The organism is Pseudomonas sp. BNK-45 (assembly GCF_047456255.1).
In the GTDB taxonomy this organism is placed as follows: domain Bacteria; phylum Pseudomonadota; class Gammaproteobacteria; order Pseudomonadales; family Pseudomonadaceae; genus Aquipseudomonas.
In genome coordinates, this window is record NZ_CP179909.1 from 4,646,656 (window position 1) to 4,668,924 (window position 22,269).

Sequence of the window (22,269 nt, forward strand, 5' to 3'; positions counted from 1 at the left end):
ATGAGCGAACACGGCGCCCAGCGCTTGAGCCACGCCAGCCTGCAACAGGCCGCGCACTGGTACGTGCAATTGCAGGACGAGGCCGTCAGCGACGAACAACGCCGCCACTGGCAGGCCTGGCTCGAACAGCACCCGGAACACCGTCGGGCCTGGGGCTACGTCGAGCGGGTCAGCCAGTGCCTGCTGCCGCTGCAGGAGGCCGGCGCCCAGCAAGCCGCCGGCCAGGCCCTGCGCGGTGGCCGGCGGGCGCCACTGGGGCGGCGCCAGGTGCTCGGCGCCTTGCTGTTGCTCGGCCTGGGCTGGGGCACCTGGCGCGGTACGCCGCTGCCCCAGGCTCTGGGTCGCTGGCGGGCCGACTATGCCACCGGCACCGGGGAGATCCGCGAGGTCCGGCTCAGCGACGGCACCCACCTCTGGCTCAATGCCCTGAGCGCGCTGGATGTGCGCTACAGCGCCCGGGAGCGACTGTTGCAACTGCACCAGGGCGAAATCCTCATCGACACCGCCAGGGATCCGCAGCGACCGCTGCGGGTGGACACCGAACACGGACGGCTGCAGGCCCTGGGCACGCGCTTCAGCGTGCGCCGGGAGGGCGCCCGCACCCTGCTCAACGTCTACGCCGGCGCGGTGCAAGTGCACAGCGCCAAGAGCGGCCGGCAGCTGCGGGTCGACGCCGGCCAGCAGCTGGCCTTCGACGCCGTCGCGCTGGGTCCGCTGCAAGGCGCCAGCGCCGCTCGCGAAGCCTGGAGTCGCGGGCTGCTGCTGGCCGACAACCTGCCCCTGGCGCAACTGCTCGAAGAGTTGGGGCGCTATCGCCCGGGGCATCTGGGCTGCGACCCGGCCCTGGGTCGTTTGCCGGTGATGGGCGCCTTCCCCTTGCACGATTCCGACCAGGCCCTGGCCCTGCTGGAAGCCGCCCTGCCAGTGCGGGTCCAGCGCCTGACTGCCTGGTGGGTGACCCTTGAGCCTCGGGCCTGAACCCCGCGCCTGAACATCCGGCGAACATTTTTTTAAGGTTGCGGTTCCCTTTTGCCTGTCTGGTTCGGTTAACCGGGTAACAGCACTCACATTGCCGATCCACAAGGGAGCCCCATGCCAACCCCCAACCGTCCCCGCTTGCGCCCGTCCCTGCGTCCCCTGACCCTGTGCAGCGCCCTGCTGTGCCTGCCCGCCCCCTGGGCCCAGGCCACCGAAAACCCCGCCAGCCAGCAGGCGGACAGCCAGCGCCGGAGCTACGACATCGGCCCCGGCCCACTGGTCAGCGTGCTCAATCGCTTCGCCGAACAGAGCGCGGTCTTTGTCGCCGGGCACAACGACCTCGCCGCCGGCAAGCAGAGCCCGGGGCTGCGGGGCCGCTACAGCGTCGAACAAGCCCTGCAGCAGTTGCTCAAGGACAGCGGCCTGCAAGCCCAGGCCGTCAGCGGCGGGTATGTGCTGCAAGCGCTGCCGACCGCCAGCGGCCCGTTGCAGTTGGGCACCACTCAGGTGTCCGCCCAGGGCCTGGGCAGCGTCACCGAGGACAGCCGCAGCTACACCACCGGGGCCAGCGCCTCGGCCACCGGCCTCAACCTGTCGCTGCGGGAAACCCCGCAATCGGTGACGGTGATCACCCGCCAGCAACTGGACGACCAGGGCAGCAACAGCATCGCCGATGCCCTGCGCCGGGCCCCGGGGGTCAGCGTGCAGAACTACGACAGCGAACGCTGGGAGTTTTCCAGCCGCGGCCTGCCGATCACCAACTTCCAGTACGACGGGGTCAACGTCACCTACGACGGGGTCTACGACTACGGCACCACCAGCACCGACATGGCGACCTTCGACCGGGTGGAAATCATCAAGGGCGCCACCGGCCTGATGACCGGCTCCGGCGACCCCTCGGCCACGGTCAACCTGATCCGCAAGCGGCCGACCAAGGACTTCAAGGCCTCGGTCACCGGCACCCTCGGCTCCTGGGACAACTACCGCAGCGAAGGCGATATCTCCGGGCCACTGACCGAGACCGGCAACCTGCGCGGGCGCTTCGTCGGGGTCTACCAGGACCGCAGCTCGTACCTGGACCACTACCAGAACAGCAAGGACATCGCCTACGGCGTGCTGGAGGCCGACCTGACCCCCGACACCCTGCTGACGGTGGGCCTGGACCAGCAGAACACCCGCTCCCGGGGCGCCACCTGGACCGGCTTCCCGATGTACTTCAGCAACGGCTCGCGCACACACTTTTCCCGCTCGTTCAACCCGGCCACCGACTGGAGCCGTCGCGACTTCAAGAACCAGACCCTGTTCACCTCCCTGGAACAGCAACTGGCCCATGACTGGACCCTCAAGGTCAGCTACGACCACCTGCGCCGCGAGCACGACACCCTGCTGGGCTCGGCCAGCGGCGGCAACCCGGACCAGGCCAGCGGCGACGGCATGTTCATGTACATGGGCAAGTTCAAGGGCGAGCAGACCCAGGACAACCTCGACATCAACCTGCACGGCCCCTTCAGCCTGCTGGGCCGCGAACACGAGCTGATCGCCGGCTTCATGCTGATGAACGCCAAGCAGGACATCCCGGTCCACGGTTCGGTGTACCCGCCGGTGGGCGGCAGCATCTATCAGTGGCGCGGCGAATTCGCCAAGCCGGACATCCCGCAGATCGGCGACAACGACATCCTCCAGCGCCAGACCGGTGCCTACCTGGCCACCCGGCTCAAGCCCAGCGACGACCTGGCGGTGATCCTCGGCACCCGGGTCAGCGACTTCAAGGGCATCGACAACACCCGCTACTTCGAGCCCGGCCGCGCCGACGCGCGCCAGCGCTACCAGCAGACCGGAGTGGTCACGCCCTATGCCGGGCTGGTCTATGACCTCAACGACCGCTACTCGCTGTACACCAGCTACACCAGCATCTATCAGCCGCAGATGAGCAAGGACGCCGACGGCAGGATCCTCGACCCGGTGCAGGGCGACAGCTACGAAGCCGGGATCAAGGCCGAATACCTGGACGGCCGGGTCAATGCCAGCTTCGCGGTGTTTCATGTGCAGCAGGACAATGTCGCGCAACTGGTGGACGGCTGGGGCACCGACGCGGTCTACCGCCCGACCAAGGGCGCAACCACCAAGGGCTTCGAGGTCGAGGTGGCCGGCGAGCTGCTGGACGGCTGGAACCTGTCCGCCGGCTACAGCTACAACCACACCCGCGACGCCAATCACGACTACGTCTACGGCTCGGTCCTGCAAACCACCGAGCCGCAGCAGGTGGCGCGGCTGTTCAGCAGCTACCGCCTGCCCGGCGCCTGGGACCGCCTGACCCTGGGCGGCGGGGTCAACTGGCAGAGCCAATTCTTCGGCAAGGTCTACCAGCCCGACCCGAGCGACGCGGTCAACGGCGGGCATGACTCGCGCATCGCCCAGGACGGCTACTTCCTGGTGGACGCCATGGCCCGCTACCAGTTCAGCCAGCACCTGAGCTCGACCCTGAACGTGAAGAACCTCTTCGACAAGAAGTACTACACCGGCATCGGCAACTTCGGCACCGGCTTCTACGGCGAGCCACGCAGCCTGCAACTGGCGACCCGCTGGGACTTCTGAGCGCGCCGATCCACGGTCGCGCTGCGCGGCAGCGGGTTGACTACGCTTGAGCCAGCGTGATCAACCCGCAGAGGACCGACACCATGCCACGTATCCAGACCATCACCCCGTGCCTGTGGTTCGACCACCAGGCACACGAGGCGGCACAGTTCTACTGCTCGGTCTTCGAACAGTCGCACATCACCCACATCAGCCACTACGGCAAGGCCGGCTTCGACATTCACGGACGCCCCGAGGGCTCGGTGATGAGCGTGGCGTTCGAACTCGACGGCCAGGGTTTCACCGCCCTCAACGGTGGCCCGCTGTTCTGCTTCAACGAAGCCATTTCCCTGCAAGTGCATTGCCGCAGCCAGGCCGAGCTGGATCACTACTGGAACGCCCTGGGTTTTGGCGGCCCACCACAGGCGCAGCGCTGCGGCTGGCTCAAGGACCGCTTCGGGCTGTCCTGGCAGATCGTGCCGCAGTGCCTCACGCCGATGATCTGCGACCCCGACCCGGCCCGTTCGCAACGGGTGATGCAGGCCCTGCTGGGGATGAAAAAACTCGATATCGCAACGCTGCAACGCGCCTTCGACGGCCAGAGCTAATACAATCGCGCCAGCTTTCGCAGACGGACAACCTCAATGAAGCCTGCCCTCACCGCCGACCAGGAACCGCAGTTCTGGCGCGACCCTGCCCTGCCGTTCATCGAAGCCCGCTCCATCGCCGATGGCCGCAAGGTCTGCTACAGCCGCCATGCCCACCAACAGTTCTCCATCGGCAGCATCACCGCGGGGGTCAGCACCTACCTCAGCGGCCACTCGCAGTGGCGGGTCAGCCGCGGCACCGTGGTGCTGATGAACCCGGGGGTGGTGCACGCCTGCAACCCGATCGACGATCAGCCCTGGTCCTATCGCATGCTGTATGTCGACACGCCCTGGCTGACCGCCCTGCAGCACGACCTGGGCTTTTGCGCCGAGCTGGGCTTTCGGCCGTTTCGCGAGACTCACAGCCGCGACCCGCAGCTGTTCGCCGAGCTGGAGCAGCTGTACCGGACCCTGGTGGCCGCCGAGGCCGAGCCCCTGCTCAAGCACAGCGCCGTGGTGAGCTTTTTCAGCGACCTGCAGCAGCGCCTGAACCCCGCCGAGGCGCCGCCCCGGGGCGACAACCGCAAACTGCAGGAAGCCGCCGACTACATCCGCCGGCATTGCACCCAGGCCCTGAGCCTGGACGACCTGTGCCAGGCGGCGCAGCTGTCACCGTCCTACCTGATCCGCGCTTTCAAGCAGCAGTTCGGCATGCCGCCCCACGCCTACCTGGTGAACCAGCGGGTGCAGTTCGCCCAGGCCCGCCTGCGCAGCGGCGCGCCGATCGCCGAGGTGGCGCTGGAGGCCGGCTTTGCCGATCAGGCGCATTTCCAGCGCGCCTTCAAACAGCACCTGGCGGCCACTCCCGGCCAGTACCGCGGCCAGCGCTAGAACAGCAGATAAGCCGCGCTGGCAGCCAGCAACGCCGCCATGCTGCGGTTGAACAGACGCACCCCCGGCGGATGACTCAGGTAGTGGCGCAGGCAGCTGCCGACATAGGCCCAGCAGGCAATCGACAGGTAGCAGATCACCAGGTACACCGCGGTAAACAGCCACACCTGGCGCAGCTCGCCGTCGGCGGCAAAAGCCCCCATGCCGGCCACGCAGGCCAGCCAGGCCTTGGGATTGAGCCACTGCATCAGCGCGCCATACCAGGCCGAAGGCGCCCGCGCCTGGTCCTGGGTGTCGAGCCGGCCATCGTCGCTGGCCAGTTTCCAGGCCATGAACAGCAGGAAGGCCACGCCAAACAGGCGAATGCCCTGGGTCAGGATCGGCCATTGGCGCAGCAGTTCGTGCAGCCCCAGGCCGATCAGCACCAGCAGCCCGACGAAGCCCAAGGTGGCTCCGGTCACATGGCGCATGCTGCTGCGCAAGCCAAAACGCGCGCCGCTGCTGAGGGCGACGATGTTCACCGGCCCCGGGGTGATGGAAGCGGCCAGGGCAAAGGCCGCCATGGAAAACACCAGGCTCATGTCTTGTTTCTCCAATCTGGGTCGGATTGACCGCCGCCCAGATTAGGGAGCCAGGATCGCGGCGTATTGAAGAAAACTGCCCTCGTCGGCCTCTAGCAGTGCAAGTGATTGAGCTGGCAATACTGGTCCCACTCCATGTCCACCATCTCGGCGATTTCCCGATGTGCCTCGAGGGTCATCCGCTTCAGTTCCTGGGGCGTGCGGGCAATGAACGACAGCGCCAGCTCCCAGTTGCCCATGCCGCGCAAGCGGGCTTCTTCGTCAAACAGCCGACTGGCGTGCTGGATCTGCAACTCGCTCAAGTCCCCGGGTTGCCAGGGGCGTCCCGAGGATGGGCCAAGCCCCAGCTGGGCCGCGAGCTCCGGACGTTCGGCGAGGTAACGCAGCAAGGCTTGCTGATAGTCGAGTTCAGACATTTGCATGACGCTCACTCCCACCATGAAGTCAATCCCGGGCACTGCCTCACTGCCCCGGGGGGCCGGCTCACGCCGGCGTCAGGCTGGCGATCCGGTCCACCACCCGCCCGGCCAGATCGTCGGGGCGGAACTTGGCGAGAAAATCATCGGCACCGACCTTCTTCACCATGGCCTGGTTGAAGGCCCCGGACAGCGAGGTATGGAGCACGATGTAGAGTTGCCTCATGCGCGGGTCGTTGCGCACTTGCGCGGTGAGGGTGTAGCCGTCCATTTCCGGCATTTCGATATCGGAGATCATCATCAGGAACTCCTCGTCCGGGCGCTTGCCCGCGTCGAGCAGGGCCTGCAGGTACTCCAGCGCCTCGCGGCCGTCCTTCAACGACACCACTTGCACCCCGACGCTCTCCAGGCAGCGGGTCACCTGCTTGCGTGCCACCGCCGAGTCGTCCACCGTCAGCACCCGCCAATGGGCCGCAGCGACCTGGGTCTGCGGCGGGATCACCCCCTGGGAGATGTCCTCGCAGACCGGCGACACCTCGGCCAGGACCTTCTCCACGTCGATGATCTCCACCATGCGCTCGCCGACCCGGGTCACCGCCGTCAGGTAGTTGTCCAGGCCGCTGCCTTTGGGTGGCGGGTGAATTTCCTCCCAGTTCAGGTTGACGATGTGCTCCACCGCACTGACCAGGAAACCCTGGGTCTTGTTGTTGTACTCGGTAATGATCACGTAAGCGTTGTCGATATCCTCGACTCCGGGCAAACCGGTGGCCAGTGCCAGGTCAAGTATCGGAATGGATACACCGCGAACATTGGCCACGCCACACACCACCGAATGTGACATGGGCAGTACATTCAACTTGGGGCACTTGAGAACTTCTCTGACTTTAAAGACGTTGATGCCGTACAACTGTGACTCATTAAAACGAAACAACAATAGTTCCAGACGATTCTGCCCGGCCAACTGAGTACGGCTATTCACCGCTTCCATCACACTGGACATATGAACCCCCTGCCCTGATCTAGTTGATCAATCGGCGATTAAATGAAAGTTGCTGACTGCTGTTGGCGTTCAACTATTGAAACGGGTCACCAAGGCGTTCAGTTCGTGAGCGGTAGACTCCAGATCGCCGCCCACGGTGGACGAATGCACGGCAATCTCGGCGTTCTGATCCGAAACCCGGGCAATCTTGGTGATCTGCTCGGAGATTTCCTCGGCGACATGGGCCTGCTGCTCCGAAGCGGCGGCCATTTGCTGGCTCATCTGGTGAATGCGTTCCACCGCCGAGTTGATGCCATTCAGGGCTTCCTGGGTGCTGATCACCTGGGCTACGCCGGAACGCGCTTCGACACTGCCCTGGCGCGCCACTTCCACCGCCTGGGTGGCCACTTCCTGCAGGGTAACGATGATGCGCTGGATGCTCTGGGTCGACTCCTGGGTCTTGGAGGCCAGGGCCCGGACCTCGTCGGCCACCACCGCGAAACCGCGGCCCTGCTCACCGGCCCGGGCGGCCTCGATCGCCGCGTTGAGGGCCAGCAAATTGGTCTGCTCGGCAATGGAGCGGATCATGTTGGCCGCCTGCTGGATCGACTGGGTTTCCGCGGCCAGGCCCTCCACGGACTGGCTGACCGCATCCACGGTGTCCGCCAGCTTCTCGATCACCACCCGGGTTTTCTGGGCTTCCTCGGAGCCCACCTGGGTCAGGTTGTTGACCTGATCGGCGGCCGAGGCGGTGTCGTGGATATGCACCGACACCTCGGAAATCGACGAGGCCATCTGGTTCATCGCGGTGGCCGCCATGTCCGCTTCGTCGCGCTGCTTGCCCAGGGCGGTTTCCGCCTGCTTGGACAGACTCTGGCTGGTGGATGCCAGGGACGCCGCCTGGTTGGCGTAGTCGCCAAGCCGGCTGAGGGCGGTGCGGATTTTCGCCGATTCGCTGATCAGGATCATCTGCAACTGGGCCACCGGGCCGTGTTCGTCGGTGTAGGTACGGGCGATCAGCTCGCTGTCGAAACTGCCCAGGGACACCGAGCTGATGCGCTGCAACATCTGCCGCGCGCGATAGAAGGCATACCCCTGTACCGCGAAATAACCGGGAACCGCCGCCCCCAGTGCCGCCCAGGCGCCCCCCAGCCAATAGGCCCCGGCCGTAGCCGCGAGGGCCAGCAGCGGCGGCAAGGCAAAGCCGCAGACGCTGGCCACCCGGTAGCTCCAGGGCAGGGCCAGGTTGTCGCTACGCATGCGTTGATACAGTGCGCCGGCGCGTTCCACCTGTTCGCGCTCGGGCTTGACCCGCACCGACTCGTAGCCGGCAATCACGCCCTTGCTGAAGATCGGCGTGACGTAGGCGTTGACCCAGTAGTGGTCACCGTTGCTGCTGCGGTTCTTGACGATGCCCATCCAGCTCTTGCCGTCCTTGAGGTAGGACCACATGTGCGCGAACACCGCTTCGGGCATGTCCGGATGGCGCACGATATTGTGCGGGCTGCCGATCAGTTCTTCGCGGCTGAAACCACTGACCGCAACAAACTCGTCATTGCAGTAAGTGATCTTGCCGTGAACATCAGTGGCGGAAATCAGCCGTTGTTCTGCAGGAAACACCAGCTCGCGCTGGGTCACAGGAAGATTGTTTCTCATCTAAAGAGCCTCGCAGGAAAGTGTTCATTTTCCATTCGGTATCAAATAAAGATTTCCGCATCCTGCGATGACTCGAAGACTTCCTCTGCCGACTTGCAGAACTTTTCAGAGCCAAGTGGATTATTGCAAATGGCCATTATCAATCCAGTCGAGGCAAGTCTAGATTCCGGCGTCAAAAAAAGTGTGAAAATTTCATAAAGCCATTCAACTTAGAGGGCAAAAAATCAAAGATTTTCTGATGTAAATCAACAATTGAAGCCAGAATAGAAAGCTAGCTTTCTAGTTGTTGAGAAGCATTCTTTCCAAAACACTTTGCGCCCGCACAAACTCCATCCGCTGAACATGGGCCACGAACTCGTCGAACGTCGTTCTATCGACCGGCAACGCATGTTGCGCCAGGGCTTCAGTGAGCGTCAGGGCCTGCAAGTTGCTCTGCCGCAACAGCGGCAGAATCTCCTGCAGGGCGCTCTGGAAAAGCGCCAGGTGCAAAATGTCTTGAGAGGCGCGGGCCATCTCCGGTGAAGCACGGCCGAACTCCACCTGCAAGCTCGCCAACGTGCTGGCCAGCAACCGTTGCAGTTCATCCAGATGGCCCTCGGTGAGGGTCAGCTGCAGCGCCGCGCCGTCTCGCAGGGGCTGTTCCAACTCTGCGCAGTAGAGCGCGAACCCGCGTCCCCCGAGGTTGCCGGCAGCGCCCTTGAGGGTATGCAGCAGGTAGCAGGCGTCCTTGGCGTTGTCCTGGGCAAGACTCTGGCGCAGCCGTTCGAGCAGTTCTCCCAGCGTGGCCTCCGAGCCCTCGAGCACCTGCTTGAGCAAGTCACGGTTCCCGCCGAAGCGTTCGAGAATCAGCGTCGGATCCTCGAGCAGGCCGGTGTCCGTGGAGGGCTCGGCAACCTGCGCGGCCCGCACCGCACCACCGGTCCAGAACAACAGGCTGTTGACCAACTGCGGCAGGTTGATCGGTTTGCCGACGTGGTCATCCATGCCCGCGGCCAGGCAGCTCTGGCGGTCGGCCTGGGAGGCATTGGCGGTCATGGCAATGATCGGCAGGCGGGCAAAGCGCGCATCGGCGCGGATCCGCCGGGTGGCTTCATAACCATCGATATCAGGCATCTGGATGTCCATCAGCACCGCCGAAAAGGGCTCTTGGGCATCAAGGGCCATCTGCACCCCCTGCAGCCCGCCGTCGGCCAACTGCACCTGGGCCCCTTCCAGGGTCAGCAGTTCCCGGGCGATCTGCCGGTTCAGGGCGTTGTCTTCCACCACCAGCAACCGCAGGCCACTGAGGGTCGAGCGCCGTACGGGCGTCTTGGCCGGTGGGTCATCGAGGGCGGCAGTGCGCTCGGCCAGCAGCGTCTGCGCCAGTTGCCGGGGGGTAAAGGGCTTGCTCAGGTAGTGGGCAAAGGGCGCCTCGGCGCAGTCCAGCCGGACCAGCAGCGCCGTGGCATCGTGGTGACTGAGCATCACCACTGTCGGCGGTGCTTCGAGTCTCATGTCCTTGATCAGTTGGGCGGCGTGCAGGCCGTCCATGCCCGGCATCAGCCAATCCAGCAGGACCAGATCGAACGCCTCGCCCCGGGCCGCGGCGGCATCCACGACGAGCAAGGCCTGAGCGCCGCTGGCGGCGTGTTCGACGCTCCAGCCGAAGTTGCGCAAGGTGCGCACATTCAGCGCCAGCGCCAGGGGGTGGTCATCCACCACCAGTACCCGCAGGGCCTTGCCGCCCAAGGGCAGGGTTTCGGCGACACAGGCGCCGTCCAGCCCCAGCTCCAGTTCGAAGCTGAAACAGCTGCCGGCGCCAAGCTGGCTGCGCACCTGCAACTGCCCGCCCATCAGCCGCACCAGGTGCTTGCAGATCGCCAGCCCCAGGCCGGTGCCGCCAAAACGCCGGGTGGTCGAGGCCTCGGCCTGATGGAAGCCTTCGAAAATCACCTGCAGGTGTTCGGCGCTGATGCCTATGCCGCTGTCACTCACCGCCACTTGCAAACGCACGCTGTGCTCGCGCTGTTCAAGCAGCTTCAGGGCCACCACCACCTGGCCCTGGGCGGTGAACTTCAGGGCATTGCCCGCCAGGTTGATCAGCACCTGCTGCAGGCGCAGGCTGTCGCCCACCAGGTTCAGCGGCAACTGCGGGTCGAGATCGAAGATCAGCTCGATATCGCCCACGCCCTGGTTGCCGGCCAGCACCACCGCCAGGTCGCGCAGCAGCTGGTCGAGGTCGAAGGCGTGTTCCTCCAGCTGCAACTTGCCGGCCTCGATCTTCGAGTAGTCGAGAATGTCGTTGAGCAGCCCCAGCAGCGACTTGGCGGCGGTCTGCGCCTTGGTCGCGTAATCCAGCTGGCGCGGCTCCAGGCCGGCCAGCTGCAGCAGTTGCAGCATGCCCAGCACGGCGTTCATCGGCGTACGGATCTCATGGCTCATGTTGGCCAGGAACGAAGACTTGGCCTGGCTCGCGGCATCCGCCTGCTCCTTGGCGTAGAGCAACTGGGACTGCAGTTCGCGCTGGGCGGTGATGTCCAGGTTGATCCCGGTCACCCGCAGCGCCTTGCCATCGGCGTTGCGCTCCACATAGGCCCCGGACTGGATGAAACGCACCTGCCCGCTGGGACTGACCACGCGAAAGATCGGATCGTAGATACCCTGGCCCGCCACCGCCTCTTCCAGCTTGCGTTGGGTCAGCTCCCGGTCCTCCGGGTGCACCCGGGCCAGCCAGTGCTCATAGTTCAAACCGTTGCCCCGCAGTTCCAGCGGCTGCTCGTAGAGCTCGAACATGCGCTCGTTCCAGTCCAGCGAGTGGTCATCGAGGTTCCAGGACCAGATCCCCAGCCTGGCCACTTCGGCGGCCATCAACAGTTGGTCGCGGGCGGCAGCCAGGGTCTTTTCCGCGGCCTTGCGCTCGGTGATGTCCACGGCGATGCCCAGGTAGCCGGTCAGTTGCCCGCCTTCATCACGCAAGGCACTGACCACCAGGGTCGCGGCGAAGTGCGAACCGTCCTTGCGCACCATGGTCCATTCGCGGGTTTGCGCCCCTTCGGTTTCCGACTGCTGGACGAACACGCGAAAGCCTTCGATGGGACGCTGATGCTGGGCACTGAGTTCGATGCCGCGCTGGCGGACCTCTTCCGGCAGGTGGATCACCTCCGGGGTGTGCAGCCCCACCAGCTCCTCGGCCAGGTAGCCCGACAGGCGCTCGGCGCCGCGATTGAACACACGGATGATGCCGTCGCGGTCGGTGGCGATGATCGCCACCTCCGAGGCCGAGCGCAGCACGCTGGAGAGCAGCAGGTTGATCTGCCCCAGTTCGGCGGTGCGTGCCGCCACCTGGTCCTCCAGGCTGGCGTTGAGCTCCAGAATCCGCGCCTCGGCGGCTTTCTGCGCGGTGATGTCACGGACCGTCTTCGAGGCGCCGATGACCTGACCGCGCTCATTGAGAATCGGCGAAGCGTTGATCGATACCTCCACCCGGCTGCCGTCCCGACGCAGGCGTTGGGTATCGAAGCTGTGCACCCGTTCGCCATTGCGCAGCTTGCGCAGGATCTGCTGTTCTTCCTGCGCCAGCTCCGGCGGCACGATCAGTTCCAGGATCAAGCGCCCCCGCGCCTGTTCGGCGCTATAGCCGAAAATCTCTTCGGCGCCGCGGTTCCAGCTGGTGACGCGCCCTTCCAGGGTCTTGCCGATGATGCCGTCGGTGGAGCTCTCGACGATGGCCGCGAGCCGGGTCTGGTCACGGCGCAAGCGGTTCTGCCGGTTGACCCCCAGGGCGATGATGGTGCCCACCACCACGAGAAACAGGGTCAACAGGCCACCGACCCACAGGACCCAGGCCAACGAGGTCTGATGCAGCGGCTCGACGAACCCCGGCCCCACGCTGAACTCGAAGGCCCAGCGCCGCCCGAACACCTGTTCCTCACGGGTCCGCAAGGCCAGCGTGTCCTGCAACGGCTGGGTCGAGCTGGCAAAAAAACTGCCGGCGTCGGCGTCATCGGTGATGTCGCGCAACACCAGGCGCTGGCTGGCAGGATCGAACGACAGATCCTTGAGCACCTGGTTCATCACCAGGGGCGCAAAGGTCCAGCCAAGGAGCTGGGCCTCACGCTCCTGCGGCGAGGGCGGCACTTCGGCGCTGCGGTATACCGGCAACAGGAACAGCAACGAGCCCATCACCACGCCGGGCTCCTGGCGCAGCGACAAGGGCCCGGTCAGCCGCGGCTCGCCACTGCGCATCGCGGCCACCGCGGCCGCCCGGCGCACCGGCTCCGACGCCAGGTCCAGGCCCAGGGCCGACTGGTTCGGCGCCAGCGGTTCGATGTACTGCACCACGTAACGATCACCGTGGTGGGGCTGCCATTGCTGCAGGTGAAAGCCTGGCGCGCCGTCGAGTTGCGCCGCGGCCAGGAACGAGCTCTCCTGCGCCTCGGGCACACGCCGGACAAAGCCGAAACCGTGGGCGCCGAAAAACTCCCTGTGCAGGTCCCGACCCTGGCTATAGCGATAGAAGATCTCCCGGCTCACGCCATCTGCACCGGCCGTGACAATCACCCCGCGGGCGCCGCGCAAGCCGTACTGATACAAGGTCATGCGCTCCAGCACATGGTGCGCGGCGTCCTCGGCGGCCCGCGACACCGCCTGTTCCAGCTGATGGGCGTTGACCCGTGCCACCAGCCAGTAAACCGCGGCGGTGGCGCTGCTACCCAGGACACTGATCAGCGCCAGGTAGACAAATCCCATTTGAACAGTGCGTCCAGGCTTCACGGGCGATCCTCGTCGGGGCCGGCAGGGTTCAGGGCAGCGCCGGCAGGCGGCCCGCGGCCAGGTACTCACTCATGTTGGGGTACGACAGCGGACGGCAGTACAGAAAGCCCTGCATCACGTGGCAGCCCTGGGCGGACAGGGCCCGGGCCTGTTCCTCGGTCTCCACGCCCTCGGCGACCAGCTGCAGGCCCAGGGCCAGCCCCAGCTGGATGATGGCCCGGGTAATGGCCGCGTCACTGGGATCGCTGACCATGTCCCGCACGAAACTCTGGTCGATCTTCAGCACATCGATGGGCAAGCGCTTGAGGTAGGCCAGGCTGGAATAGCCCGTGCCGAAATCATCGATGGCGATGCTCACCCCCAGGGCCTTCAGGTCGCTGAGCAAGTCGCAGCTGTGCTCGCCGTCCACCAGCGCCAGCACCCCTTCGGTGATTTCCAGTTCCAGGGTCCGGGGTTCGATGGCGCTTTCCGCGAGCGCCTGCTTGACCAGATCGAGAAACTGCGGATCGGAAAACTGCAGCGGCGAGATGTTCACGCTGACGCTGATGGCATGCCCCTGTTCGTTCCATTGGCGGATCGCCCGACACGCCTGGCGCAACACCCAGCGCCCCAGGGGCACGATCAGCCCGCAATCCTCGGCCAGGGGAATGAACTCGGCGGGGGAAATCATCCTGCCGTGCTCGTCGCGCAAACGCAGCAGGGCTTCGACGCCGACCACCCGCTGCAGGCGCAGATCGACCTTGGCCTGATAGAACACCTCGAAGCGCTCCTGCTCCAGCGCGGTGCGCATCTCCTGTTCCAACTGATGCCGGGCACGGACCCGCTGATGGGTCGGGTGGTCGAAGAAGCGGTACTGCCCGCGCCCCGCCTGCTTGGCCTGATGCGCCGCGGCGTCGGCGTGCTGCAGCAGGGACTCGGCGTCCAGGCTGTCATCGGGATAGACACTGACGCCGATGCTGGCGGTCAGGTCATAGCGCGACGGGCCGATCACCAGCGGCTGGGCGATGGTCTGCATGACCCGCTCGGCGCACTCGCTCAAGTCGTCCACGGCGTTGAGCTCGGGCACCAACAGCATGAACTCATCGCCGCCCTGGCGGCTCAGGGTGTCGGTCAGGCGGCAGCAATGGCGCAGACGCAGGGCGATTTCCTGCAGCACTGCGTCGCCTTCGCGATGGCTGCTGGTGTCATTGATGACCTTGAAGTGGTCGATATCGATCGACAGCAAGCCGACCAGCCCCTGGCCTGCGGCGGCCTGGCGAATGGCCTGTTCCGTGCGGTCGTGCAGCAATTGACGGTTGGGCAACTGGGTCAGGGGGTCGTAGTTGGCCAGGCGCCGGGACTCTTCGCCCAGCTTGATATGGGCTTCGACCCGCGCCCGGGCAATGGGCACATTGATCGGTTTTTGCAGAAAATCGGCGCCGCCCAGGCGCAATGCGCGCAATTCGTGCTCGGTCTGGCGGTGCGAGGTGACGAAGATCACCGAGGCCTGGCACAGCCGCGGGTCGGACTTGATCAGCTCGCACACCGAGTAGCCGTCCATGTCGGGCATTTCGATGTCCAGCAGGACAATGTCCGGGTGGCATTGGCGGGCCACTTCCAGGGCCTGGCTTCCCTGGGTGGCGACATAGACCTCGCCCAGGTCCTGAAGCGCCTGACCGAGTATCCGCAGGTCATTGACCTGATCGTCCACGATCAGAATGATCGGCTTGTGATTGAGCATCGTGCTGGTCCCTCTGCCCGATTCTCCGAGATGAATATCCTCCCCCGGCCAGAGAATCCTAGACCAAGATCCATGAGCACAATGCCACTACCTTGGTATAGGCCTGCAAGCCAGCATTTTTAACGGTTCAAGCCAATGGGACGCAGTTGCACATACCCTGTCCACGCCCCGGACCCCGGCGCTGCCGGCGTCCCACAACGCCCCGGACCGACCGGAGCTGGAGTGACTGTTGATGGAACACCTCGAACTGCGCCCGGCCGCTCGCGACGACTGGCCCTGCCTGGAAAACCTCATGCAGTTCTATCTTTATGAGCTGAGCCGGTGGCTGCCCATCAAACTGGCGGCCCAGGGGCTGTATGCCCTGCAGTCCCTGGACGACTATTGGCGCCACCCGGCCACCCATCCCTGGCTGATCCTGGTGGGGGGAGAGCTGGCGGGCTTTGCCGTCGTCGACCAGCAACGCTGCGACAGCGATGCCCGCCACAATCTCGGCTACCTGTTCATTGCCCGACGGTTCCGGCGCCTGGGCGTCGGCCGGCAGGTGGCGCAACAGCTGTTCGAGCAACACAAGGGGCCCTGGCAGGTGATGCACTTCGAGGCCAACCTGCCCGCCCGGGATTTCTGGCAGGCCATGCTGGCGGGGCAAACCCCGACCTCGATCGTCGCCCAGGGCTATCCCGCCAGCCTGTACCGTTGGCCAGGCTGACGCTGCACCGGCACCCGCGCCGGGTTGCCCAGGCTGCGCCGGCGCGCGGCTTCCTGCACCGCACCCTGACGACATTGGCAACGTCCGCGCCGATCGCCTACCTTCTCCGGGACCACCCGCACAGGCCCGGCCCCCCCGCCGCCTGGCGCTCCACCTGCGCTTGATGCAAAGAGCCTCGTCCATGTCATCGTCCACCACCCGCACCACACGCCTGCTGTTACGTCCACCGACCCTGGCCGACCTGCCGCAGGCCTGCGCCATCCACGGCGACCCGCAGACCCACCGCTTCAACCCCAGCGGCCCCGACAGCGCCGAAGCCACCAGCGACCGGCTGCACAGCTGGATTGCCCATTGGCAGCAGTACGGCTTTGGCTACTGGGCCATCGCCCGGCTGGACGCACCGCAGCAGCTCATCGGCTTTGGCGGGCTCATGCGGGCGCACTTCGGGCAGGAGGCCGGGCTGAACCTGTACTTTCGCTTCACCCCCCAAGCCTGGGGCCAGGGTTTCGCCAACGAGATGGCCCAGGCGGCCCTGCAACTGGCCTTCGGCGAACTGCTGGCGCCTCGGGTCACCGGCCTGGTACGGCCCGACAACCTGCCGTCCCGGCGGGCCCTGGAACGCCTGGGAATGACCCTGGACGGCGAGCTGGAGGATTTTCCCGGGCAGCCACCGAGCCTGCTGTACCGGCTCAACGCCCAGGATCACCGGATGATCCGCAGCGGATGAGTGTTGGCTGCGCGGAATATTTTTTCTCGGCCCTGCATCCAGATACGTCGCTCAGGGGTAGTACCCATAGCAGTCCTGAAAACTGCCGAACCGATCCCCAATGGAGAGCCACCATGCACGCCAGACAACGTCTTATCTGCCTCAGCGCAACCCTGACCATCGCCTGCCTCGGCGCCCTGCCCGCCGCCCAGGCGCAGAGCGCATTGCCCGACAGCATCAAGGTCCCAGAGGGCCACAAAGTTGCCCTGGAAACCGTGGGCACCGGTGAAATCACCTACGAATGCCGGGACAAGGCCAACGCACCGGGCGAGACCGAGTGGTTCTTCGTCGGTCCCAAGGCGGTGCTCAGCGATCGCGGCGGCAAAGTGCTGGGTGACTACTTTGGCCCACCGGCCACCTGGCAGGCCAAGGACGGTTCGAAGATCACCGGGACCCAGGTCGCCGTGGCGCCGTCCAGCCCCGGCAACCTGCCCTATCAACTGGTCAAGGCCAATCCGGCCGAAGGCAAGGGGCTGATGAGCGGCGTCAGCTACATTCAGCGAGTGGCCCTCAAGGGTGGCGTGGCCCCCGGCAGCGCGTGCACCGCGGCCAACAAGGGCACCCGCGAAACAGTGAAATACCAGGCGGACTACATCTTCTGGGCGGCCCGCTGACTCGCCCCGCAAGATGCCAGTACCGGCACCGGCAACTGGTCTACGCTGCTGACAGCCACCGCGCCGCCAGGGTGGCGGTGGCTGTCATCTGTCGCAGGTAAACGCCCTTGTCTCTACCCGAATCCCTGTTTAACCACGCAGGCTGTATCGCCGCTTGTGCCCGAGGCGAGCGCCAGGCCCTGGAGGCCCTCTATCACGAGGAAGGGCCGCGCCTGCTTGGCGTCGCCAGACGCCTGGTACGCGACACGGCCCTGGCTGAAGACATCCTGCACGACGCCTTCATTCGAATCTGGCAAGGCGCAAGCGGTTTCGACCCGGAACGGGGCAGTGCCCGCGGCTGGATGTTCAGCATCACCCGGCATCTGGCGCTGAATTTCCTGCGGCGCCATGGCCGTGAGGTGCCCATTGATGAACCCTATCCCGAATACCCCCAAGCCCTTGATGTGCTGGCCATGAGCACGGCGCCAGCCACCGCGCTGGCTGATGCCGGACGTCTTGAGCATTGCCTGGGGCAACTGCCCTCGCAACGCCGCGAGTGTCTCCTGCAGGCCTATGTGGACGGTTATTCACACGGGGAGATTGCCGCCAGGATGGCCACCCCGCTGGGGACGGTCAAAGCCTGGATCAAACGCAGCCTCAGTGCTTTACGGGAGTGCCTGGGATGAAGATCGCGCCACGGGACGACAGCGATCCCGCGCTCCAGGCCCTGGCCAGTGAATATGTCCTGGGCACCCTGGACGCCGAACAACGGCGCCTGCTCGAACAGCGCCTGCCCCATGAGCCCGCCTTGCGTAACGCCGTGCACAGCTGGGAACAACGCCTGCATCCACTCACCGCTTTGGCCGCTCCCGTCACGCCGTCGCCCCGGCTCTGGCGGCGTATAGAACGCAGCCTGGAGCAACTGGCTGAACCTGGGCCGGTTTCGGCTTCCGGCAACCCCGGGCGCTTCAACTCCCTGGCGCTGTGGCGCGGACTGGCCGCTGCCGGCCTGGCCGCCAGTGTCCTGTTGGCCAGCCTGCTGATGCTGCGCCCCCATGCCCCGCCCGGTTACCTGGTGGTGCTGGTCGCCCCTCAGGACAAATCACCCGGTTGGGTGGTGCAGGCCAATGACACCCGGGAGTTGCAGTTGATTCCACTGGGCAGCATCGAGGTTCCGGCGGACAAGGCCCTGGAGTTCTGGACCAAGGCCGACGATTGGCAGGGCCCGGTGTCTCTAGGACTGGTCAAGCCCGGCCAGCCGCTGCGTGTGCCGCTTGATCACCTGCCGCCCCTGCAAACCAATCAGTTGTTCGAATTGACCCTGGAGGACCGCCAAGGCTCGGCGCTAGGCAGGCCCAGCGGCCCGGTGCAGTTCATTGGGCGCGCGGTAAAAACCCTGTAGCCAGGGTCAATCCCGTCTCGCCCCGGCGTGGCCACACCCTGGCAAGCGAGTCGGGTTCGAGGATTGACAAAGCCCGCGCCGGCTTTTACAACTGTGCACCTGATTTCAGAGTCTGCCGAACCATGTCCCAAGCCCCGACCCTCGATTCTCGCGCCATTGGCCTGCTGGCCAAGGCCGGAGCCTGGGTGGCTTGCAACTCTAAATCGAAGAAACAGTCGCTCATGTGACCGGGGCGCTGTGTCCCGTCAGATGAGCTGACAGGACATCAAGCGCGACGGACCTCCCCCCCTGCTTACCGCCCTTCTACTCTTCTGACGACGACCCGACGGTCAACCTTCAGGAGAACACGCATGTCATCGTTTCAAGGAATCTGGGTCCCCATCGTCACGCCCTTTCACAATGGCGCCATCGACTTTGCCGCCCTGCGCCGGCTCAGCGCCCATCTGCTGGAAAGCGGCGTGGCCGGGCTGGTGGTCTGCGGCACCACCGGCGAGGCCGCGGCCCTGGACAAGGACGAGCAACTGGCGGTGCTCGACGCCGTGCTCGAACAGGCCCCCGCCGGGCGCGTCATCATGGGCCTGGCGGGCAACAACCTGAAATCGCTGCTGAGCCTGCAGCAGGAAATCCTCAAGCGCCCGGTGACGGCCCTGCTGGTGCCCGCGCCCTATTACATCCGCCCCTCGCAGGCGGCCCTGGAAAGCTTCTTCCACAGCGTCGCCGATGCCTCCAGCGTGCCGCTGATCGTCTACGACATTCCCTACCGCACCGGGGTCAACCTGGACAAGGACACCCTGCTCAACATCGTGCGCCATCCGCGGATCGCCGCCGTCAAGGACTGTGGCGGCAACCTGGACAAGACCCTGGCGCTGCTGGCCAGCGGCGCGGTAGAGGTGCTGTGCGGCGAGGACCTGCAACTGTTCAATGCCCTGTGCCTGGGGGCCAGCGGCGCCATTGCGGCGGCGGCGCACATTCGTCCGGAGTTGTTCGTGCAGTTGCAGCGCCAGGTCATGGACCAGCAGCTGGATGCGGCCAGGGCCAGCTTCCGGCAACTGGTGCCCTTGATCCAGGCGCTGTTCGCCGAACCCAACCCGGCGCCGGTGAAGGCCCTGCTGGCCCATCAGGGTCTGATCGAGCCACACCTGCGGGCCCCGATGCAGGATTGCAGCGCTGCCACCGCCGCCCACCTGCAACACCTGCTGGCCGGCCTGCCCTGAAGGGCTTGCCCTACGGATCATCGGCATTGCCGTGCCTGCGGCCCGTAGGAGCTGGCTTGCCAGCGAAAGCGTCCTCAAGCCCGATGCAAGGTGCGAGGGCCTCTTCGCCGGCAAGCCGGCTCCTACAGAGGCGGGGGGGCACAGTGGCGCGGCAATCCCGATGCCCGCAAACGCCGATCGCTGCGGCGCGCGGGCGCTCTCAGCGGATCGGCGGGATGCGGATGTCGCCGGCCCGACACTGGGTCTTCACCCCTTTGCCGCACGGGCCGAACTCCAGGTCCCGGGTCAGGCACACGCGCACCTCGGACAGCTCGGGACCGCTGCAGAGAATGGCCACGCCGTTTTCACCGATGCCCGGGTTGCTCTGGCGCAACTGCCGGGCAATTTCCGTGGCAGGCAAGTAGCGCACCGTGGTCGAAGGCTGCAGGACCTCGGGAATCTTGACCGAGCCCAGGGCCCTGTCCGCCGCGTCCAGGTAACCCATGCCCCCCAGGCCGCTGCAGGTGCCGTGCTTGGTCCACTCATGGTTCATCAGCTTGGCGGTGGGAAACAGGGTCAGGCCCTTGGCTCGCTCTTGCGGGGTCAACGGGGTCAGGGGTGGACAGGATTCGGGCCAGCCGCCCTTGGCGTACTGCGGCCACAGCCCGTGGAGGACCAGGCCGTAGCCCTTGCCCGAGCATTGCTCGTTTTCCGGGTGCATCAGGCAGAAAGTCGGCGACCAGGACAGGGTCAGCAGGTAGTAGTCGAAGGTCCCCGCCACCGAGTCCCGCTGCTGTTTGGGCTGACGTGCGTCGCTGATGCCCACCAGCCCCAGGGTCAGCACCAGGGCCGCCATCAGGGCAAAAAACTTTCTCATCGTGACCTCTCCTTGTGGAATCGAATCGTCCTGGCCCCGCCATCGGGGTGGAGCCGCCGGCACACCGCTCCACCTTCTTGGCATGCCGGGGTTGCAGGAACATGACATGCGCCGCGCCTGTCCCGGCAAAGCCGGCCAGGCGCGGCGGCGACAATACAACAGGCAGGCGCTCAGGCGCGATCAGTGACCAACATCCAGTGCCGCGACCTGCTCGGGCACGCTGACAAAGACGCTGTAGCGGGCCCCTTCCATGGCCTCGAAGGCGATCAGCTTGTGCACCAGCGGCTCGCTGAGCACCTTGCCGGCATTGAGCAGCAACATGCCGTTGTCGGCATTGAGGTTGCGACGCAGGACCATCCCGGCCTGCAACTCCCGGGTGCCCAGGACCCTGACGCTTGGATCATCGACGGTCACGTCACTCAGATAGGCCGCGCAGACCTGGACGAAGCTTTCCACCAGATTGGGGTCGTACAGGCGACCGGCGTACTTGCGAATGAACAGCAGGGCTTCGTCGCTGTTCATGTGGCGCTCCAGGATCAGCCCGCACTGCAACTCGATGAAATCCACCGCCAGCTTGAGCAGGCGCGAGCCCCAGGGAATCGCCTCGCCCTTGAGGTGCCGGGGAAAACCGCTGCCGTCCCAGCGTTCCTGGTGATGCAGGATCAGGCGTGCCGCGTCCTGCATCGGCTCCAGGGCCATCAGCACCGACTCGCTCTGCTCGGGATAGGCCCGGTAGCGCTCCTGTTCGGTATGGCGCAACAGGTCCGCGGGGGCGACCAGCATGGCATCGCTCCAGCTCAGCTTGCCGATGTTGTACAGGGCGGCGGCCATGGCCAGGTCGCGGCTGGCGCTCTCGTCCAGGCCATGGGCTGTGCAGCAGGCGCGCACCAGCTCGATGATCTTGCGGTTGGTTTGCTTGTCCGCCGGCAGGCGCAGGTTGGCCAGCAGCGAGAACACCTCGGTGGCGGTGACGTAACTGTGCTTGAGCTCCTCATAGGCCAGGTCCAGCATGTCGGCGGTCTGCTGCAGCTCCGCGGTGCGTGACGCCACCCGCTGTTCCAGCCCGGCATTGCTGGCCTTGAGCTGGCGGTTCTGCTCCAGCACCAGTTGCTGCAGGCGCTTGAGTTCACGTTCGGCCTGCTGGTGCTCCAGCCCCTGACGCAGGATCAGCAGCAGTTCTTCGTCATTCCAGGGTTTGCTCAGGTATTGGTGGATCTGCCCCTGGTTGACCGCCTTGATGATGGTGCTCACGTCGGCGTAGCCGGTCAGCAGAATGCGTCGGGTGCCCGGATAGCTCTCGCGCACCCGGGCCAGCAAGGTGGCGCCGTCCATGTTGGGCATGCGCGCGTCGCTCATCACCAGGTCAACCGGACGCTCGGCGAGCATCTCCAGGGCCCTGGCGCCGCTGTCGGCCAGTAGCACGTCATAAGGTTGGCCGCGCAGCAGGCGCCGCAGACTGTTGAGAATCGATTCTTCGTCATCCACCAGCAACAGGCAGGGACGCCGGCCAGGTTCGACGGACTGCGGCTCTTCCATGTGATGCATCTCCCGGTGATCCCTTGGATTGGCCGGACACCCCTGACAGGCCACCGGCCAGT

The 22,269-nt window shown here is 65.5% G+C and carries 18 protein-coding genes and 1 pseudogene; 10 read left to right on the forward strand and 9 right to left on the reverse strand.

Translation table 11 applies throughout. The features are described from left to right. The 4 genes from ACMGG8_RS20765 (at position 1) to ACMGG8_RS20780 (ending at position 5,030) form a co-directional block, all read left to right on the forward strand. On the forward strand, positions 1-978 hold the full coding sequence (locus ACMGG8_RS20765; protein WP_129405989.1) for a FecR domain-containing protein: 978 nt from the start codon (positions 1-3) through the stop codon (positions 976-978). Positions 979-1,092: 114 nt separating this feature from the next. Then, a complete protein-coding gene (locus ACMGG8_RS20770; protein ID WP_414158309.1) occupies positions 1,093-3,573 on the forward strand; it encodes a TonB-dependent siderophore receptor in 2,481 nt (826 codons plus the stop codon). 83 nt (positions 3,574-3,656) lie between these two features. Further along, complete coding sequence (locus ACMGG8_RS20775; RefSeq protein WP_060841934.1) at positions 3,657-4,160, forward strand: VOC family protein; 504 nt, start codon at positions 3,657-3,659, stop codon at positions 4,158-4,160. Positions 4,161-4,196: 36 nt separating this feature from the next. Further along, positions 4,197-5,030, forward strand: a complete 834-nt coding sequence (locus ACMGG8_RS20780; protein WP_060839045.1) for an AraC family transcriptional regulator — start codon at positions 4,197-4,199, stop codon at positions 5,028-5,030. Here ACMGG8_RS20780 and ACMGG8_RS20785 read toward each other — a convergent pair. The 7 genes and pseudogenes from ACMGG8_RS20785 to ACMGG8_RS20815 all read right to left on the reverse strand — a co-directional run bounded on the left by ACMGG8_RS20785 (position 5,027) and on the right by ACMGG8_RS20815 (position 15,134). After that, positions 5,027-5,611 (reverse strand): LysE family translocator, encoded by a 585-nt coding sequence (locus ACMGG8_RS20785; protein ID WP_060839044.1) that lies wholly within the window; start codon positions 5,609-5,611, stop codon positions 5,027-5,029. The genes ACMGG8_RS20780 and ACMGG8_RS20785 overlap by 4 nt on opposite strands. Before the next feature lie 92 nt (positions 5,612-5,703). Beyond that, positions 5,704-6,033, reverse strand: a complete 330-nt coding sequence (locus tag ACMGG8_RS20790; RefSeq protein WP_060839043.1) for a DUF6388 family protein — start codon at positions 6,031-6,033, stop codon at positions 5,704-5,706. Positions 6,034-6,094: 61 nt separating this feature from the next. Beyond that, on the reverse strand, positions 6,095-7,027 hold the full coding sequence (locus tag ACMGG8_RS20795; protein WP_060839042.1) for a chemotaxis protein CheV: 933 nt from the start codon (positions 7,025-7,027) through the stop codon (positions 6,095-6,097). Positions 7,028-7,096: 69 nt separating this feature from the next. Beyond that, positions 7,097-8,266 carry a methyl-accepting chemotaxis protein gene (locus tag ACMGG8_RS20800; RefSeq protein WP_414159962.1) on the reverse strand — a complete coding sequence of 390 codons (1,170 nt, stop codon included), beginning with the start codon at positions 8,264-8,266 and terminating at the stop codon, positions 7,097-7,099. Between the two features lie 81 nt (positions 8,267-8,347). Next, positions 8,348-8,662: pseudogene (locus ACMGG8_RS20805) on the reverse strand (PAS domain-containing protein); the annotation flags it as partial. Between the two features lie 279 nt (positions 8,663-8,941). After that, a complete protein-coding gene (locus ACMGG8_RS20810; protein WP_414158310.1) occupies positions 8,942-13,390 on the reverse strand; it encodes a PAS domain S-box protein in 4,449 nt (1,482 codons plus the stop codon). A gap of 52 nt (positions 13,391-13,442) precedes the next feature. Then, on the reverse strand, positions 13,443-15,134 hold the full coding sequence (locus tag ACMGG8_RS20815; protein WP_414158311.1) for a putative bifunctional diguanylate cyclase/phosphodiesterase: 1,692 nt from the start codon (positions 15,132-15,134) through the stop codon (positions 13,443-13,445). Between the two features lie 232 nt (positions 15,135-15,366). Between ACMGG8_RS20815 and ACMGG8_RS20820 the strand changes: the two genes are divergently transcribed. The 6 genes from ACMGG8_RS20820 (at position 15,367) to dapA (ending at position 19,815) form a co-directional block, all read left to right on the forward strand. Continuing rightward, a complete protein-coding gene (locus tag ACMGG8_RS20820; protein ID WP_414158312.1) occupies positions 15,367-15,840 on the forward strand; it encodes a GNAT family N-acetyltransferase in 474 nt (157 codons plus the stop codon). 181 nt (positions 15,841-16,021) lie between these two features. Next, on the forward strand, positions 16,022-16,567 hold the full coding sequence (locus ACMGG8_RS20825; RefSeq protein WP_060839037.1) for a GNAT family N-acetyltransferase: 546 nt from the start codon (positions 16,022-16,024) through the stop codon (positions 16,565-16,567). A gap of 113 nt (positions 16,568-16,680) precedes the next feature. Further along, positions 16,681-17,220: a DUF3455 domain-containing protein gene (locus ACMGG8_RS20830; protein WP_414158313.1), complete on the forward strand. Its 540-nt coding sequence runs from the start codon at positions 16,681-16,683 to the stop codon at positions 17,218-17,220. A 107-nt stretch (positions 17,221-17,327) separates the two neighbouring features. Then, complete coding sequence (locus tag ACMGG8_RS20835; RefSeq protein WP_414158314.1) at positions 17,328-17,885, forward strand: sigma-70 family RNA polymerase sigma factor; 558 nt, start codon at positions 17,328-17,330, stop codon at positions 17,883-17,885. After that, complete coding sequence (locus ACMGG8_RS20840; RefSeq protein ID WP_414158315.1) at positions 17,882-18,601, forward strand: anti-sigma factor domain-containing protein; 720 nt, start codon at positions 17,882-17,884, stop codon at positions 18,599-18,601. The genes ACMGG8_RS20835 and ACMGG8_RS20840 overlap by 4 nt, the downstream gene beginning before the upstream one ends. Positions 18,602-18,951: 350 nt before the next feature. Next, the gene (gene dapA / locus ACMGG8_RS20845) at positions 18,952-19,815 is read left to right on the forward strand and encodes a 4-hydroxy-tetrahydrodipicolinate synthase (protein ID WP_414158316.1); all 864 of its coding nucleotides are present in this window, start codon (positions 18,952-18,954) and stop codon (positions 19,813-19,815) included. Positions 19,816-20,014: 199 nt separating this feature from the next. On the opposite strand, the gene ACMGG8_RS20850 is transcribed toward dapA, so the two are convergent. Continuing rightward, complete coding sequence (locus tag ACMGG8_RS20850; RefSeq protein ID WP_060839032.1) at positions 20,015-20,671, reverse strand: ribonuclease T2 family protein; 657 nt, start codon at positions 20,669-20,671, stop codon at positions 20,015-20,017. A gap of 180 nt (positions 20,672-20,851) precedes the next feature. After that, entirely contained in the window at positions 20,852-22,207 is a 1,356-nt protein-coding gene (locus ACMGG8_RS20855; RefSeq protein ID WP_060839031.1) for an HD domain-containing phosphohydrolase, read from the reverse strand. Positions 22,208-22,269 lie beyond the last annotated feature (62 nt).

Excerpts from the sequence above, each read along its gene's own strand:
- ACMGG8_RS20775 (WP_060841934.1), top strand. The coding sequence starts at position 3,657 with ATGCCACGTATCCAGACCATCACCCCGTGCCTGTGGTTCGACCACCAG.
- ACMGG8_RS20795 (WP_060839042.1), bottom strand. The coding sequence starts at position 7,027 with ATGTCCAGTGTGATGGAAGCGGTGAATAGCCGTACTCAGTTGGCCGGG.
- ACMGG8_RS20765 (WP_129405989.1), top strand. The coding sequence starts at position 1 with ATGAGCGAACACGGCGCCCAGCGCTTGAGCCACGCCAGCCTGCAACAG.
- dapA (WP_414158316.1), top strand. The coding sequence starts at position 18,952 with ATGTCATCGTTTCAAGGAATCTGGGTCCCCATCGTCACGCCCTTTCAC.
- ACMGG8_RS20780 (WP_060839045.1), top strand. The coding sequence starts at position 4,197 with ATGAAGCCTGCCCTCACCGCCGACCAGGAACCGCAGTTCTGGCGCGAC.
- ACMGG8_RS20790 (WP_060839043.1), bottom strand. The coding sequence starts at position 6,033 with ATGCAAATGTCTGAACTCGACTATCAGCAAGCCTTGCTGCGTTACCTC.
- ACMGG8_RS20800 (WP_414159962.1), bottom strand. The coding sequence starts at position 8,266 with ATGCGTAGCGACAACCTGGCCCTGCCCTGGAGCTACCGGGTGGCCAGC.
- ACMGG8_RS20855 (WP_060839031.1), bottom strand. The coding sequence starts at position 22,207 with ATGGAAGAGCCGCAGTCCGTCGAACCTGGCCGGCGTCCCTGCCTGTTG.
- ACMGG8_RS20770 (WP_414158309.1), top strand. The coding sequence starts at position 1,093 with ATGCCAACCCCCAACCGTCCCCGCTTGCGCCCGTCCCTGCGTCCCCTG.
- ACMGG8_RS20825 (WP_060839037.1), top strand. The coding sequence starts at position 16,022 with ATGTCATCGTCCACCACCCGCACCACACGCCTGCTGTTACGTCCACCG.
- ACMGG8_RS20840 (WP_414158315.1), top strand. The coding sequence starts at position 17,882 with ATGAAGATCGCGCCACGGGACGACAGCGATCCCGCGCTCCAGGCCCTG.
- ACMGG8_RS20815 (WP_414158311.1), bottom strand. The coding sequence starts at position 15,134 with ATGCTCAATCACAAGCCGATCATTCTGATCGTGGACGATCAGGTCAAT.
- ACMGG8_RS20810 (WP_414158310.1), bottom strand. The coding sequence starts at position 13,390 with ATGGGATTTGTCTACCTGGCGCTGATCAGTGTCCTGGGTAGCAGCGCC.
- ACMGG8_RS20850 (WP_060839032.1), bottom strand. The coding sequence starts at position 20,671 with ATGAGAAAGTTTTTTGCCCTGATGGCGGCCCTGGTGCTGACCCTGGGG.
- ACMGG8_RS20785 (WP_060839044.1), bottom strand. The coding sequence starts at position 5,611 with ATGAGCCTGGTGTTTTCCATGGCGGCCTTTGCCCTGGCCGCTTCCATC.
- ACMGG8_RS20820 (WP_414158312.1), top strand. The coding sequence starts at position 15,367 with ATGGAACACCTCGAACTGCGCCCGGCCGCTCGCGACGACTGGCCCTGC.
- ACMGG8_RS20830 (WP_414158313.1), top strand. The coding sequence starts at position 16,681 with ATGCACGCCAGACAACGTCTTATCTGCCTCAGCGCAACCCTGACCATC.